The 14,183-nt window shown below is 71.4% G+C and carries 12 protein-coding genes; 4 read left to right on the forward strand and 8 right to left on the reverse strand.

Going from position 1 to position 14,183, the window contains the following annotated elements; translation table 11 throughout:
• Positions 1 to 41: 41 nt before the first annotated feature.
• The 5 genes from ACFQO7_RS08695 to ACFQO7_RS08715 all read right to left on the reverse strand — a co-directional run bounded on the left by ACFQO7_RS08695 (position 42) and on the right by ACFQO7_RS08715 (position 5,634).
• A complete protein-coding gene (locus ACFQO7_RS08695; RefSeq protein ID WP_376805928.1) occupies positions 42 to 1,361 on the reverse strand; it encodes a PhoH family protein in 1,320 nt (439 codons plus the stop codon).
• Positions 1,362 to 1,531: 170 nt separating this feature from the next.
• The gene (locus ACFQO7_RS08700) at positions 1,532 to 2,227 is read right to left on the reverse strand and encodes an aggregation-promoting factor C-terminal-like domain-containing protein (RefSeq protein WP_376805929.1); all 696 of its coding nucleotides are present in this window, start codon (positions 2,225 to 2,227) and stop codon (positions 1,532 to 1,534) included.
• 167 nt (positions 2,228 to 2,394) lie between these two features.
• Entirely contained in the window at positions 2,395 to 3,165 is a 771-nt protein-coding gene (locus ACFQO7_RS08705) for an isoprenyl transferase (RefSeq protein ID WP_203693237.1), read from the reverse strand.
• 29 nt (positions 3,166 to 3,194) lie between these two features.
• Positions 3,195 to 3,650 (reverse strand): RrF2 family transcriptional regulator, encoded by a 456-nt coding sequence (locus tag ACFQO7_RS08710; protein WP_203693238.1) that lies wholly within the window; start codon positions 3,648 to 3,650, stop codon positions 3,195 to 3,197.
• A gap of 148 nt (positions 3,651 to 3,798) precedes the next feature.
• Positions 3,799 to 5,634, reverse strand: coding sequence for a phosphoenolpyruvate carboxykinase (GTP) (locus ACFQO7_RS08715; RefSeq protein WP_360521642.1), 1,836 nt, complete (start codon positions 5,632 to 5,634; stop codon positions 3,799 to 3,801).
• Positions 5,635 to 6,031: 397 nt separating this feature from the next.
• On the opposite strand from ACFQO7_RS08715, the gene ACFQO7_RS08720 reads away from it, so the two are divergent.
• The 3 genes from ACFQO7_RS08720 (at position 6,032) to ACFQO7_RS08730 (ending at position 10,128) form a co-directional block, all read left to right on the forward strand.
• On the forward strand, positions 6,032 to 8,812 hold the full coding sequence (locus tag ACFQO7_RS08720; RefSeq protein ID WP_376805930.1) for a sigma-70 family RNA polymerase sigma factor: 2,781 nt from the start codon (positions 6,032 to 6,034) through the stop codon (positions 8,810 to 8,812).
• Between the two features lie 9 nt (positions 8,813 to 8,821).
• A complete protein-coding gene (locus tag ACFQO7_RS08725; protein ID WP_376805931.1) occupies positions 8,822 to 9,334 on the forward strand; it encodes a GtrA family protein in 513 nt (170 codons plus the stop codon).
• 80 nt (positions 9,335 to 9,414) lie between these two features.
• Positions 9,415 to 10,128, forward strand: a complete 714-nt coding sequence (locus tag ACFQO7_RS08730; RefSeq protein WP_376805958.1) for a GtrA family protein — start codon at positions 9,415 to 9,417, stop codon at positions 10,126 to 10,128.
• A gap of 6 nt (positions 10,129 to 10,134) precedes the next feature.
• On the opposite strand, the gene ACFQO7_RS08735 is transcribed toward ACFQO7_RS08730, so the two are convergent.
• The 3 genes from ACFQO7_RS08735 to ACFQO7_RS08745 all read right to left on the reverse strand — a co-directional run bounded on the left by ACFQO7_RS08735 (position 10,135) and on the right by ACFQO7_RS08745 (position 12,359).
• The gene (locus ACFQO7_RS08735) at positions 10,135 to 10,683 is read right to left on the reverse strand and encodes a PH domain-containing protein (RefSeq protein ID WP_360521651.1); all 549 of its coding nucleotides are present in this window, start codon (positions 10,681 to 10,683) and stop codon (positions 10,135 to 10,137) included.
• A gap of 146 nt (positions 10,684 to 10,829) precedes the next feature.
• Positions 10,830 to 11,618 carry a biotin--[acetyl-CoA-carboxylase] ligase gene (locus tag ACFQO7_RS08740; protein WP_376805959.1) on the reverse strand — a complete coding sequence of 263 codons (789 nt, stop codon included), beginning with the start codon at positions 11,616 to 11,618 and terminating at the stop codon, positions 10,830 to 10,832.
• 30 nt (positions 11,619 to 11,648) lie between these two features.
• Complete coding sequence (locus tag ACFQO7_RS08745; protein ID WP_376805932.1) at positions 11,649 to 12,359, reverse strand: TrbL/VirB6 family protein; 711 nt, start codon at positions 12,357 to 12,359, stop codon at positions 11,649 to 11,651.
• 227 nt (positions 12,360 to 12,586) lie between these two features.
• On the opposite strand from ACFQO7_RS08745, the gene ACFQO7_RS08750 reads away from it, so the two are divergent.
• Positions 12,587 to 14,170 (forward strand): acyl-CoA carboxylase subunit beta, encoded by a 1,584-nt coding sequence (locus ACFQO7_RS08750; protein WP_376805960.1) that lies wholly within the window; start codon positions 12,587 to 12,589, stop codon positions 14,168 to 14,170.
• The last annotated feature ends 13 nt before the right edge of the window (positions 14,171 to 14,183 follow it).

Raw genomic sequence — 14,183 nt, forward strand, 5'->3', positions numbered from 1 at the left:
GACCCCGGTCACACCCTAAAGGGTGTCAAATATGGACAGAGTCACTCCTCCAGGAGATCGGTGACCACTTCGGCGATGGCGGAACGCTCCGACCGGGTGAGGGTCACGTGGGCGAAGAGCGGATGCCCCTTGAGGGTCTCGATCACCGCCGTGACACCGTCGTGTTTGCCCACCCTCAGGTTGTCGCGCTGGGCGACGTCGTGCGTGAGCACCACGCGCGAACCCGCACCGATGCGCGACAGCACGGTGAGCAGCACACCCCGCTCCAGCGACTGCGCCTCGTCGACGATGACGAACGCGTCGTGCAGGCTGCGGCCGCGGATGTGGGTCAGCGGCAGCACCTCCAGCATCCCCCGGTGCAGCACCTCGTCGCGCACGTTGTCGTGCACCAGCGCGCCGAGGGTGTCGAACACCGCCTGCGCCCACGGCGACATCTTCTCCGCCTCGGTGCCGGGCAGGTAGCCCAGCTCCTGGCCGCCGACGGCATACAGCGGGCGGAACACGATGACCTTCTTGTGCTTGCCTCGCTCCATCACCTGTTCCAGGCCGGCGCACAGGGCCAGCGCCGACTTGCCGGTGCCCGCCCGGCCGCCCAGCGAGACGATGCCGATGCTGTCGTCGAGCAGCAGGTCCAGCGCGATGCGCTGCTCCGCCGAGCGCCCGCGCAGCCCGAACGCCTCCCGGTCGCCGCGGACCAGCCGCACCGTCTTGTCGGTGTGCACGCGCCCGAGCGCCGAACCGCGCCCGGCGTGCAGGATCAGTCCGGTATGGACGGGCAGTCCCGCCGCTTCGTCCAGGTCGATGTCCTCGCCGCCGTAGAGGGCGGCCATCTGGGCATCCGTCAGGTCCACCTCCGCCAGGCCGGACCAGGTCGGGTCGACCGCCTGGTCGTGCCGGTACTCGTCGGCCGCCAGGCCCACCGCCGCGGCCTTGACTCGCAACGGCATGTCCTTGCTGACGAGGGTCACCTGCTGCCCGTCGGCCGCCAGACCGAGCGCCACCGCGAGGATGCGGGCGTCGTTCGTGTCATTGCGACCGAACTGCCGGTCCACCTCACGGCGGAGCGCGCTGGGCAGGATCTGCGGGTCGGAGTGGTTGAGCTCCACGCGCAGAGTTCCGCCGGAATCGTTCACCGGCAGCGGCACGTCCAGCCTGCCGTGCTTGATGCGCAGGTCGTCGAGCAGTCGCAGCGACTGCCGGGCGAACCAGCCGAGCTCCGGGTGGTGCCGCTTGCCCTCCAGCTCGGAGATGACCACGAGCGGCAGCACGACGTTGTGCTCGGAGAAGCGGCGGATCGCGGCCGGATCCGCCAGCAGCACGGAGGTGTCGAGTACGTACGTTCGTATCGGGACATCGACCATGACTCACGCTAACCGCAAGAAACCCGTTTGGCCAGCATGTCTTCGCGATCTGTCCGACGATCCGCCGATGTCGGCATCACCCGGTCGGGGGATGCCGAGGCCGGATCGCCGCTCGCTTCACGTAGTCGCTGCGTGACTGAAAGTCGTGAAACGAGCGGCGAATCCACGGGTCAGTACCAGCTGACGTCCTGGAAATGCGCCCACGCGCCGGCGGGTGTCTGGTATCGGTTCTTGATGTAGTCCAGGCCCCACTTGATCTGCGTGGCGGGGTTGGTCTTCCAGTCGTCGCCGAACTTCGCCATCTTGTCGCCGGGCAGCGCCTGCGGGATGCCGTACGCGCCGGAGCCGGAGTTCTCGGCCTTGTGGTTCCAGCCGCTCTCGTGCTGCCACAGCTTCACCAGCGGACCCATCTGGCTGTACGCGAAGCCGAAGCTGGGCAGCAGCTTGCAGGCGGTGAGCTGGTTGCCGGTGAAGCTCTTGCACGAGGTCGGCGTGGGCGTCGACGCGGTGCGCTTGACGGCCGGCTTCGACGGCGCCGTCGACGGCACGTGGGCCTTCGGGGTGGTGGCCCGGGTCGGGCTCACGCTCGGCGTCGGGGTGGCCGAGGCGCTCGGCGACGCCTCGACGAGGCGGTCGTAGTCGCGGGTCGCCGCCTCGGCCTCGGCGGCGCGGGCGGCGGCGAGGTCGGCGGCCAGCGGCTCGGGGTCGGACTTGCCGACGAGGCCGTAGCCGAGCGCGCCGAGCACGGCGGCGCAGAGCACGCCGAGCGCGATCTTCCGGGAGTGGGCGGCCAGCAGGCGGGCCGGGCCGCTGCGCTGACGGGTTTCACGGTGGCGGCCCAGCAGGGGGTAACGGGGTGTCGACACGAGTCGGTCCCTTCGTAGGGGGTTGCCGCGCCTCCGGGGGAGGAAGGCGCTGGTCAGGGACCCTGCCGGGTTTTCCGGCGACGTGCCAACCCGGTCACGTCGATCGTGAAACAGGTCACATTCTCAACGGGAGCGCAGGTGGGAGAGGGGAAGAAATCGGACTCAAGCTATGCGCCGAAACGGCGCTGGCGGCCGGCGTACGCCCGCAGCGCGCGCAGGAAGTCCACGTGCCGGAAGTCCGGCCAGTTCAGCTCGCAGAAGTAGAACTCCGAGTGGGCGGACTGCCACAGCAGGAAGCCGGACAGCCGCTGCTCGCCGCTGGTCCGGATGATCAGATCCGGATCGGGCTGACCGCGGGTGTAAAGGTGCTCGGCGATGTGCTCGACATCGAGCTTCTCGGCCACCTCCTCCAGGGTCGCGCCGGCCTTGGCGTGCTCCTGCAGCAGGGAGCGCACCGCGTCGGCGATCTCCCGGCGGCCGGTGTAGCCGACCGCGATGTTGACGTGCGCGCCGCCGTGGCGGCCCGCGGTGCGCTCCTGGGCGGCCTTCAGCGCGGCGGCGGTGTCGGCGGGCAGCAGGTCCAGCGCTCCGACCATGCGCAGCTGCCAGGGGTTGCCGTCCTCGGCCAGCTCGGTGCTCAGGTCCTCGATGATCTGCAGCAGCGGGTCCAGCTCGGCGGCCGGGCGGCGCAGATTGTCGGTGGCCAGCAGGTACAGCGTGACGTGGGCGATGCCGGCCTCGTCGCACCACCGCAGCAGTTCCTTGATCCGCTCGGCGCCGACCCGGTGGCCGTCGTTGGGGTCCACGTAGCCCATGTCGCGCGCCCAGCGGCGGTTGCCGTCGCACATGACTCCGACGTGCCGGGGACGCGGTTTGCCCGCCAGCAGCTGGATCAGGCGGCGTTCGTACACGGAGTAGACGAGGTCGCGGAGTTTCATCCTGGGCAGCCTAACGCCGCTTGCGCAGATCAGCGCGGCTGCCAGGCGTCCGGGACCGTGGTGAGATCTCGGACCGCCTCCGGCAGCTGCCCGGTGACGGCCTGAGCCAGCGTCACCTCGTCGACGACACCGCGCACCGCGGACCGCACCGCGACCCATACCAGCGGCAGGTGAGTGGAGGTGCCGGTGTAGCTGGTCTGCTCGGGACGGTGGCCCCGGACACCCGCCAGCGGCCCGTCCACGGCCCTGAGCACCGTGCCGATGGTCACCTCGGCCGGCGGCGAACTGAGGCTGTACCCGCCGTCCGCGCCCCGGACGGCGTGAATCACGCCGCTGCGCCGCAGGTCGGCGAGCACCGCCTCCAGGAACTTGCGCGGCAGCCCCTGCGCGTCCGCCAAAGCCTGCGCCGAGATGGTGGCCGGGTACGCGTTGGCCAGCTCCAGAGCGGCCCGGACCGCATAGTCGCCTCTAGCCGAGATCTGCACACCCCCATGATGCCCGCAGGCCCCCCGACTCCGCCGGGGGGCCTGCGCGACTGTGCCAAGATCGTGACGATCTTGCGCGAACTGTGGTGAGTTTGCCCGTTAAGGGCGTGTCATGCCCACCGTTCACGCAAGATCGTCGACCGAGCGGCTACTCGGTGACGTTGAGGCGGGCCTTGAGGGCGTCGAGCTCGGACCAGAGGACTGCGGGGAGCTTGTCGCCGAACTTGTCGAACCACTCGGTGATCTGCGGGATCTCCGCGGCCCACTCGTCCTGGCGGACTTCGAGGGCCAGCTCGACGTCCGTGGTGGGGAGGTCGAGGCCGGTGAGGTCGAGGTCCTCGGCGCGGGGGACGAAGCCGACGGGGGTTTCGACCGCGGCGGCCTCGCCCTCCAGGCGCTCGACGACCCACTTGAGGACGCGGGAGTTCTCGCCGAATCCGGGCCACAGGAAGCGGCCGTCGTCGCCGCGGCGGAACCAGTTCACGTAGAAGATCGCGGGCAGCTTGTCGGCGTTGCCGTCGACGCCCTTGCCCATGGCGATCCAGTGGCGGAAGTAGTCGCCGGCGTTGTAGCCGATGAACGGCAGCATCGCCATCGGGTCGCGGCGGACCACGCCCACCTGGCCGACGGCGGCGGCGGTGGTCTCCGAGGACAGGGTCGCGCCCTGGAAGACGCCGTGCACCCAGTCGCGGGCCTGGCTGACCAGCGGGATCGTGGTCTTGCGGCGGCCACCGAACAGGATCGCCGAGATCGGCACACCCTGCGGGTCGTCGTACTCCGGCGCCAGGATCGGGCACTGCGTGATCGGGGTGCAGAAACGCGAGTTCGGGTGGCTGGAGACCTGCTCGGAGTCCGGGGTCCAGTCGTTGCCGTGCCAGTCGGTCAGGTGGGCCGGGGGCTCGCCCATGCCCTCCCACCAGATGTCGCCGTCGTCGGTGCGGGCCACGTTGGTGAACAGCGAGTTGCCGGCGGCGAGCGTACGCATCGCGTTCGGGTTGGTCTTCCAGTCGGTGCCCGGCGCGACGCCGAACAGGCCGTACTCCGGGTTCACCGCGTACAGGCGGCCGTCGGCGCCGAAGCGCATCCAGGCGATGTCGTCGCCCAGGGTCTCGACCTTCCAGCCGGGGATGGTCGGCTCCAGCATGGCGAGGTTGGTCTTGCCGCACGCCGACGGGAACGCCGCCGCGATGTAGTGGACCTTGCCGGCCGGGCTGGTCAGCTTGAGGATCAGCATGTGCTCGGCGAGCCAGCCCTCGTCGCGGCCCATCACGCTGGCGATGCGCAGCGAGTAGCACTTCTTGCCCAGCAGCGAGTTGCCGCCGTAGCCGGAGCCGAACGACCAGATCTCGCGGGTCTCCGGGAAGTGGGAGATGTACTTGGTGGTCGAGCATGGCCACGGCACGTCGGCCTGGCCCGGCTCCAGCGGTGCGCCGACCGAGTGCAGCGCCGGCACGAACTCGGCGGTCTCGCCCATCGCCTCGAGCACGTGCGTGCCCATCCGGGTCATGATGCGCATGCTGGCCACGACGTACGCCGAGTCGGTGATCTCCACGCCGAACATCGGGTTCTCGGCGTCGAGCGGGCCCATGCAGAACGGGATGACGTACATGGTGCGGCCGCGCATGCAGCCCCGGTACAGCTCGGTCATGAGCTGCTTCATCTCGGCCGGGGCCATCCAGTTGTTGGTCGGGCCGGCGTCGGCCTCGTCCACCGAGCAGATGAACGTGCGCTCCTCGACCCGCGCCACGTCGGACGGGTCGGTGCGCGCCCAGAAGGAGTTGGGCCGCTTGACCGGGTCCAGCTGGACCAGGCTGCCCGCGGTGACGAGTTCGGCGGTGAGGCGCTGCCACTCGTCCTCGGAGCCGTCGCACCACACGATGCTGTCCGGCGTGGTGAGCTCTGCGATCTGGCGCACCCAGGCGAGCAGCTTCGGGTGCGAGGTCGGATGCTGGTCAAGCCCTGCGATGACTGCCGGCGCGGTCATGGAGTTCTCCTCGTGGTCGTCTTTGACCGACGGATACGACGGACCACGGCCGGGTGGCCGTGCGTCGTCCGGGATGTGGCCTCAGCGTAAGCCCGGTTTGTTGCTGGAGGCCCTTCCCGCCTTGTGAATAAGTGCACAAGCGTCGGTCTGGGTGCTTCTTCGCGCACGATTCTTCGGCCGAACGCGCACGTTTCCGCAAATCCCCTTTTTGATCACAGCGCAGCGCGACAGCACTGACGCGAGCGGACCCCGTCACCCACTACCTGTACCCGCTTCGGGCTCCGGCGAACGCGGCTATCGCGACTTCATCATGAGCTCCGCATATTCCGCAAATCGGGTGATTGGTCTAACGTCCCTAGCAGCCGGCGAAACCGTGACATTCCCCCCGGAGGCGGCCGTGACCAGTGCGTTTTACCCTGCCCAAGATCAGTCCACCGACGCGCAGAGCGATCCACAACTCATCTCCCTGGTACGCGGCGGCGACACCGACGCGTTCGGGCTGCTCTACGAACGCCACCTCGAATCGGCGCGGCGGCTCGCGCGGGTGCTCAGCACCGATCACGCCGACGCCGACGACCTGATCGCGGACACCTTCGCCAAGGTGCTGGCGGTGCTGCGCAACGGCGGCGGGCCGGACACCGCGTTCCGGGCGTACCTGCTCACCACCATGCGGCACACCCGCTACGACCGGGCCCGGCGCGAGCGCCGCGTCGAGCTCACCGACGACCTCACCCGGTACGAGACCGCGGAACCGGTCGACGACCCGACCATCTCGCGGCTGGAGACGTCGTACGCCGCCCGCGCCTTCAACCGGCTGCCCGAACGCTGGCGGGCCGTGCTCTGGCACACCGAGGTCGAGGGCGAGAGCCCGTCCCAGGTGGCCCCGCTGCTCGGGCTCACCCCCAACGGTGTCGCGGCGCTCGCCTACCGGGCCCGGGAAGGGCTGCGCCAGATGTACCTGCAGGAGCACATCGCGCTCACCGGCAACCCGCGCTGCCACTGGACCGGCTCGCACCTGGCCGGATACGTGCGCGCCGCGCTGGCCAAACGCGATCGCGGCAAGGTCGACGAGCACCTGTCCGGCTGCGCCGAATGCCGCCGCCTGCACCGCGAGCTGACCGAGGAGAACGCCGGCCTGCGCGGTGTCGTCGCACCCCTGTTACTGGGCGCGGCCGCGCCGGCCTACCTGGCCGGCACGGGCGCGCTCGGCGGCCGACTGACCGTCGCCTGGGGAGCGCTCGTGCTGTGGTGGCAGCAGGTCTGCGAGAACCTGGGCACGTGGTCGGCCGCGGCCGCCGGGGTGGCGCTCGCCGCCGGGCGGTGGCTGCTGACCGCGCCCGGCCGCCTGATCAGCCGGTACGGCGGCGCGAGCATCGTCGCCGGGAGCGGCGTGGGCATCGCGGCGCTGGCCGGGATCGCCGTGTTCGTCGCGATGACGGCGACCCCCACGCCGCCCACGGCCCCGTCGCGAGCGGTGCCGGTGCCGGTGCCCGCCGCGCCGCCGGTGTTCGTACCCGCGCCGCCGTCGCCGGAGCCGTCGACCTTGGCGCCGTCGACCTTGGTGCCGACCTACTCGCCGTCGCCGCCCGGCCGCACCACGCAGCCCCCGGCGATCGCGCTGCCCCCGGTCCGACCCCCGGTCACCGTGCCCAAGCCGCCGCCCGCGGCTCCCGCTCCCGTGGCTCCGCAACCGGTGGCCCCGGCACCCCCTGCCGAGCCGGACGCCGAGGTGTCGGCCCCCGAGTTCACCGAGGTCGACCTCGTGGCCGGCCGCGCGGGCACGCTGCCCATCCCGGTGCGCGCCTCCTCCGACGACCGTGCCGACCAACAGGAGAACGCCCCTGACACGTCGGCCGACCAGACCGGAGAAGTTGCCACCGCGACAGGCGCGCGGATCGTGGCCGCGAGCGTCGCCGAACCCGAACCGGCGCCGAGCGGTTCTCCCTCTGCTGCCGCGCCGCCCGGGGCCGTACGCATCGATGTGACGCTGCCCTCGGGTATGCGGCTGGCCGGCACCGGGGCCGGGGATGGCTGGCAGTGCGAGGCGACCGCGACCGGCGCGTCCTGCGACCGGCCGCGCTGGAAGAAGGGAGCTCGTTCGGTGGCCCGGGTGCCGGTGCTGGCCGACGCCACGGTCAGCGGCTTCCAGGAGATAGGCGTCGCCGCGACGTACGGGCGGCGGCAGAGCGCGACCGCGTTCCGGGTGCCCGTCGCGCCGTCCGGGCTGCGCCTCGGGCACGCCGCCCGGGGCCGGGTCGACGTCGCGCTGGCGGGCAGCACCCTGCTGTCGTGCCGGCCGCGCCCGTTGTGCCTGCTCGGCTCGGACAACAACGTGCTGGACATGACGCCGCTGCTGCCCGCGTTCGGCGAGCCCGCCGCACCCGGCGGCCTGCTCGACGAACGGGGACCGGCCGGGCCGGACGGGCCGATCGCGGCGCTGGCCGGGGAGAAGGCGGCCAGCGGGGCCCGGCTGGAGCTGCCGGACGGCGCGAAGGTGCGCTGGGCCGGGCTGGTCGTCGCCGCCTCGGCGGCCGAGCTGCCCGAGCTGGTCGCGCTGCACGGGCCGAAAGGCGACTGGGCGCCGGTGGAGGTGCGGTTCGGGCACGCCGAGTCGGGCACGTCGCTGACCCAGGGCTTCGCCGACGTCACGAGGCTGCTTCGCAAGGGCGGCGGTGGGGACTGGTGGCTGGCCGCCCCGGCCGGGCCGCTGCCGCGCGGGAAGAAGCAGTTCGCGGGCTGGACGCTGGCCGTGATGTACGAGCACCGTGACGCGCCGCGCGGTGAGGCGGCCGTGTACCTCGGCCCGCGTACCGGGCGCGGCGACGCGCCGACCGTCATCGGGCTGGGCGGTGCGGGACCGGTCGGCCTCGGTCTCGCGCTGTGGGACGGCGACCTCGCGCTGACCGGCGACGAGCTGTTCATCGACGGTGCGCCGGTGGGCGAGCCGGGCAACCTCGGCGGCGGGCGCAACGCCGGGGCCGCCGCGCTGGCCTGCCGCTCCGTGCCCGGCCTGTGCCCCTGGCGCACGCCCGGCCTGGACGTGCTCCGGGTGGACGGCAAGGCCCCGGCCGGCGGCGTCGCCGAGCTGCGGACAGGCGGCGATCCGATGGAGGTGGGCCTGCTCGCGGTGATCACCGGGCCGCCGCGCACGGCGGGCAAGGCCACGCCGGCACGGTAGGCTCGCGGGGTGACCCCCAAACCGCCGAGCGCGCCACCGGCCCCAGCACTGCCGCTGAGGCTCGTCGCGCAGTTCCGGCACCTGATCCATGAGCTGGGCAAGTTCGGTGTCGTCGGCGGTGCCGCGTACGTCGTCGATCTTATGATCTTCAATCTGCTGCTGTCGACGACCGGCTGGCTGACGGCCACGGTCATCTCCACCACGGTCGCGGCGACCGGCGCCTTCATCGGCAACCGGTACTGGACCTGGCGCGACCGCGAGCGCTCCAGCCTGGCCCGGGAGTACCTGCTCTACTTCTTCTTCAACGTGGTCGGGCTGGGCATCAGCGTCGGCGTGCTGTGGTTGAGCCACGACGTGCTCGGGGCCGTGTGGCCGCAGCTGTTCCAGACGCGGCTGGCCGACAACGTCGCCAAGATGCTGGTCGGCAACGCCATCGCCAGCGTCTTCCGGTTCTGGGCATATCGGCGGTTCGTCTTCAACGGCGCACCCGCCGCCACGCCCGCTCCGGCCCAGGTCGGGTGAGTTGGCTTGCATTCGGAGTTGCGATGCCGCCCCGTTCGCACCGACTCGCGTAAGGTGACCCAGTGCGCCCTGACCTGACGATGCTCGATCGCCTGCTGCCCGCCCGACTCCGCAAGATGGGTCCGGAGGCTCTCAAGTTCGCCATCGTCGGCGGCGTGAACACCGTGGTCAACTTCGTGGTGCTGAACGCCCTGGTGCTGACGGTCTTCCCGACGGGCCAGCTGAAGGCCAACGTCGTCGCCACCATCGTGGCGATGGTCACGTCCTACCTGATGAACCGGCACTGGACCTACCGCGACCGGATGAGCCAGGCCATGGGCCGCGAGTTCCTGCTGTTCGTCGTGTTCAACGCGGCGGGTCTGGCCATCGAGCTCGCCATCATGGGCGCCACCAAGTACATGCTGGGCCTGCACGGCCTGCTGGCGCTCAACGCGGCCAAGCTCCTGGGCCTGGTGCTCGGCACGCTCTTCCGCTTCTACACCTACCGCACCTTCGTGTTCGCCCCCGCGAACCAGGTGGCCGTCGCGGCCGGCGGCGTCGACGCCGACTTCGGCCCGGCCCACGTCCACCTCGACAGCGTCGAGGAGCTGGTCGACGCCGAGGCGGCCGCGAGCGCGCTGGCCGGTGTGCCGGTGCCCGCGCAGGTGCGCCCGGACGACTTCTCCCGGCTCACCGCCCCGCTGGAGGCGGAGTTCGCCGCCGAGGCCGAGCAGCTGGCCGCCCTGGACGCGGAGTTCACCGACACGGAGCTCGCCGAGGAGCTCACGCGCGCGAAGCCGCGCCCAGAGCGGTAGCCCGACTCACTTCTTCTCTTCGACCTTGGACTGCTGAGCCGGGGCGGCCGGGCGCTCGTTGTCGTTGTACGAGTGCGCGTCCCGGTCGGCCTCGACCAGCTCGTACAGCGTCGTCTGCACCTTCTCGACGTGCGGGATGTCGTTGAGCACCGACTGGCCGCGCTCGCCCGCCGACTCGATGGTCAGCGTGCCGCAGCCGAGCAGCCGCTCGATGAACTTCTGGCTCATCGCGTGGTCGTTCACCCGCGACAGCGGGATGTCCCGGCGGTCACGCGAGAAGACACCGGTCTGCAGCAGCACGCGCTCGTTGGTCAGCACGTAGTGCGTGGTGCGCCAGACCAGCCACGGCCAGAACGTCAGCCAGGCCACGGCGACCAGGGCCAGGCCCGCCACGATGTAGACCAGGATCGCGTCGAGGTCGAACAGCAGCGCGGTGATCACCGCCGCCACCGCCAGCACCAGGACCGTCACCGGCCGGATCATGGCCTTCCAATGGGGGTGCAGGTCGAGCACCACGTGCTCGTCCGCGGTCAACACGTCCTCGGGGAACGCCATCCGTGCCTCCTCGTTACAGCCTGCGATCAAACGCACGATTGTCCGCGAGCAGGGTAGTTCCACGAGGCGACGCCGGGCCATCCGCCATCGGGCGTACGTCGGCAATCAGTCTTTGCGCCGCGAAGGCAGCACCGGGAGCAGCCAGATCAGCGCAGGTGGACGACGTCGCCCGCGGCGACCGCCCGATCGCCGGTCGCGGTCCGGACCACGAGCCGCCCTTCGGTGTCGACCGTCACCGCCTCGCCGGTCAGGTCCGCGTCGCCGCCGGGCAGCAGCACCGACACCGCCCTGCCGAGCGTCGCGCACATCCGCAGGTACGCGTCCCGCAGGCCGCTCTTGTCCGGGTCGCCGCCCGCCTGCTGCCACGCGTCGTAGCGTGCGCCCAGCCGCTCCAGCAGCACGGCCAGCAGTTCGGTCCGGTCCGCCGCTGACGCGCCGGACAGCAGCAGCGAGGTCGCGGGCAGGCCGGTCGGGGTGTCGGGCAGTTCCTCGGGCCGCAGGCTCACGTTCAGGCCGATGCCGATCACCACCGCGCCCGGCGCGGGCACCTCGGCCAGCAGCCCGGCACATTTGCGCCCGCCGACCAGCAGATCGTTGGGCCACTTCAGGGCGGACTCCAGCCCCGTCACCGCGCGTACCGCCTCGGCCAGCGCGACCCCGCCGAGCAGCGGGAGCCAGCCCCAGCCGGAGACGTCCGAGGCCGGGCGCAGCAGCACCGACACCGCCAGCCCGGCGCGCGGCGGCGACTGCCAGGTGCGGCCGAGCCTCCCCCGCCCGGCCGTCTGCGACTCCGTGGTCACTACCAGGCCCTCCGCCGCGCCGTCCCGCGCGGCCGCGGCGGCGTCGGCGTTGGTGGAGCCGGTCTCCTCGCTCACCTCGACGTGCCAGCGCGGCAGTGCCGCGAGTCGTGCCCGGTCCAGCGGCGGCCTGCTCATCTCCACCCCGGGAGCGTATCGAGCCGCGGGTCAGCCGGCGTGGCGGGCGCGCACCGGCGCGGCGTCGTCGCCGGGCACGGACATCGGGCCGAGCCACTCCGGCAGCACGATCTCGGTGTCGCCCGGCTCGGCGGACACCCGCCGTCCCCGCTGGATGCTCTCCACCCGGTGGTGACGCAACGGAACCCGGTCGCCTCGCGGCTCGGCACGCCGAGCGACGGGTCGCGGCTTCAGCGGCACCACGGGACTCGACGCCTCGGCCGACGAGCCCCGCTCCGGGCTGTCCATGTCGGCCACCGCACCACGCCACCGGTTGTCGACGTCGGCGGCCGCGCCGCGCGCCAGGCTGGCCACGTCGGCCACCGAGCCGCGCACCGGGCTGTCCGTCTCGGCCGCCGCACCACGGACCAGGTCGGACGCCACGACCGGCACACCACGCACCGGCCTGGGCCGGCGGGCGGCACCGGCCACCGCCGCGGAGCCGCGCACCGAACCGCCTGCCGTCTCGTCCGCCGCGGCGCCGCTGCCCACGCCCGTCTTGCCGGCACCGGCCCCGGTCCCGGCGGCCTTGCTCACCGTCGTGCCCCGGCGCGGTCCCGGTCGCGGCCGGGACGGCGGAAACCCGCCCTCGACGGGCGGCTCGACCTCCCTGCGCGCACGGTCATCCGACTGCCACGGCCGCACCACGGCGAGCACCGTAAAGCCGCCCACCAGCAGCAGCACCCCGAACAGTGTCGTCACAACATTCTCAACGATTCGCCCGAACCGGACGAAACGACGACCCGAACGGTGCATGATCACGACGATCTTGCGCGAACATTTGCCCATTCGTCCCATACGCGCGTGTCGCGCCCACAGTCCACGCAAGATCGCCACCAGGAAAGGGTGGGGCGGCGGTGGGGTGGTGTGGTGTAGATGACTGAACGGGGGTTCAGGTGGGTTATAGAGTCCGGGGCGTGACTACTACGGTGCCGGACAAGGGCCGGGTTGATGGGCGGACCACGGCTGGGAAGCTTGCGGACTTCGAGCGGCGGGTCGAGGAGGCCGTGCACGCGGGGTCGGCTCGGGCGGTGGAGAAGCAGCATGCGCGGGGGAAGAAGACCGCGCGGGAGCGGATCGCGATGCTGCTCGACGAGGGCTCCTTCGTGGAGCTCGACGAGCTGGCGCGGCACCGGTCGACGGCGTTCGGGCAGGAGCGGAACCGGCCCTACGGCGACGGGGTGGTCACCGGGTACGGGACCGTGGACGGGCGGCCGGTGTACGTGTTCGCGCAGGACTTCACCGTGTTCGGCGGGTCGCTGGGTGAGGTCTTCGGGGAGAAGATCGTCAAGGTGATGGACCTGGCGATGAAGACCGGGTGCCCGGTCATCGGGATCAACGACTCGGGTGGGGCGCGGATCCAGGAAGGGGTGGTCTCGCTCGGGTTGTACGGGGAGATCTTCTTCCGGAACGTGCGGGCCTCGGGAGTGATCCCGCAGATCTCGCTGGTCATGGGGCCGTGTGCGGGCGGGGCCGTGTATTCGCCGGCGGTCACCGACTTCACGGTGATGGTCGATCAGACCTCGCACATGTTCATCACGGGGCCGGACGTCATCAAGACGGTCACCGGCGAGGACGTGGGCATGGAAGAGCTGGGCGGCGCGCGCACGCACAACACCAAGAGCGGCAACGCGCACTACCTGGCGAGCGACGAGCAGGACGCGGTCGACTACGTGAAGGCGCTGTTGTCGTACCTGCCGAGCAACAACCTGGACGCCGCGCCGGTCTGGCCGGCCGCCGCGGACCTGGCCACCAGCGACACGGACGCCGAACTGGACACGCTGATCCCGGACTCGGCTAACCAGCCCTACGACATGCACGCGGTGCTGGAGTCGATCCTCGACGACGGCGAGTTCCTGGAAGTGCAGCCGCTGTACGCGCAGAACATCCTGACCGGGTTCGGCCGGGTCGAGGGGCGGCCGGTCGGCGTGGTCGCGAACCAGCCGATGCACTTCGCGGGCTGCCTGGACATCGCGGCGTCGGAGAAGGCCGCGCGCTTCGTGCGCACCTGTGACGCGTTCAACATCCCGGTGCTGACGTTCGTGGACGTGCCCGGCTTCCTGCCCGGCACGAGCCAGGAGTGGGACGGCATCATCCGCCGCGGTGCGAAGCTCATCTACGCGTACGCCGAGGCCACCGTCCCGAAGATCACCGTGATCACCCGCAAGGCGTACGGCGGCGCGTACGACGTCATGGGCTCCAAGCACCTCGGCGCGGACCTCAACTTCGCGTGGCCGACGGCGCAGATCGCGGTCATGGGCGCGCAGGGCGCGGTCAACATCCTCTACCGCGCGGAACTGGCCGCGGCCGACGACCCGGTGGCCCGCCGCGCCGAGCTGATCGGCGAATACGAGGACGCCTTGGCCAACCCGTACGTGGCCGCCGAGCGCGGCTACGTGGACGCGGTGATCAGGCCGTCGGCGACCCGTGCGCACATCGTGCGGGGCCTGCGCACGCTGGCTACCAAGCGGGAGACGCTGCCGCCCAAGAAGCACGGCAACATCCCGCTGTGAGCATGCCTGTTAA

It is taken from the genome of Catellatospora aurea, from assembly GCF_042663325.1.
GTDB classification, from domain to species: Bacteria; Actinomycetota; Actinomycetes; order Mycobacteriales; family Micromonosporaceae; genus Catellatospora; species Catellatospora aurea.

Excerpts from the sequence above, each read along its gene's own strand:
- ACFQO7_RS08695 (WP_376805928.1), bottom strand. The coding sequence starts at position 1,361 with ATGGTCGATGTCCCGATACGAACGTACGTACTCGACACCTCCGTGCTG.
- ACFQO7_RS08715 (WP_360521642.1), bottom strand. The coding sequence starts at position 5,634 with ATGACCGCGCCGGCAGTCATCGCAGGGCTTGACCAGCATCCGACCTCG.
- ACFQO7_RS08740 (WP_376805959.1), bottom strand. The coding sequence starts at position 11,618 with ATGAGCAGGCCGCCGCTGGACCGGGCACGACTCGCGGCACTGCCGCGC.
- ACFQO7_RS08735 (WP_360521651.1), bottom strand. The coding sequence starts at position 10,683 with ATGGCGTTCCCCGAGGACGTGTTGACCGCGGACGAGCACGTGGTGCTC.
- ACFQO7_RS08705 (WP_203693237.1), bottom strand. The coding sequence starts at position 3,165 with ATGAAACTCCGCGACCTCGTCTACTCCGTGTACGAACGCCGCCTGATC.
- ACFQO7_RS08730 (WP_376805958.1), top strand. The coding sequence starts at position 9,415 with ATGCTCGATCGCCTGCTGCCCGCCCGACTCCGCAAGATGGGTCCGGAG.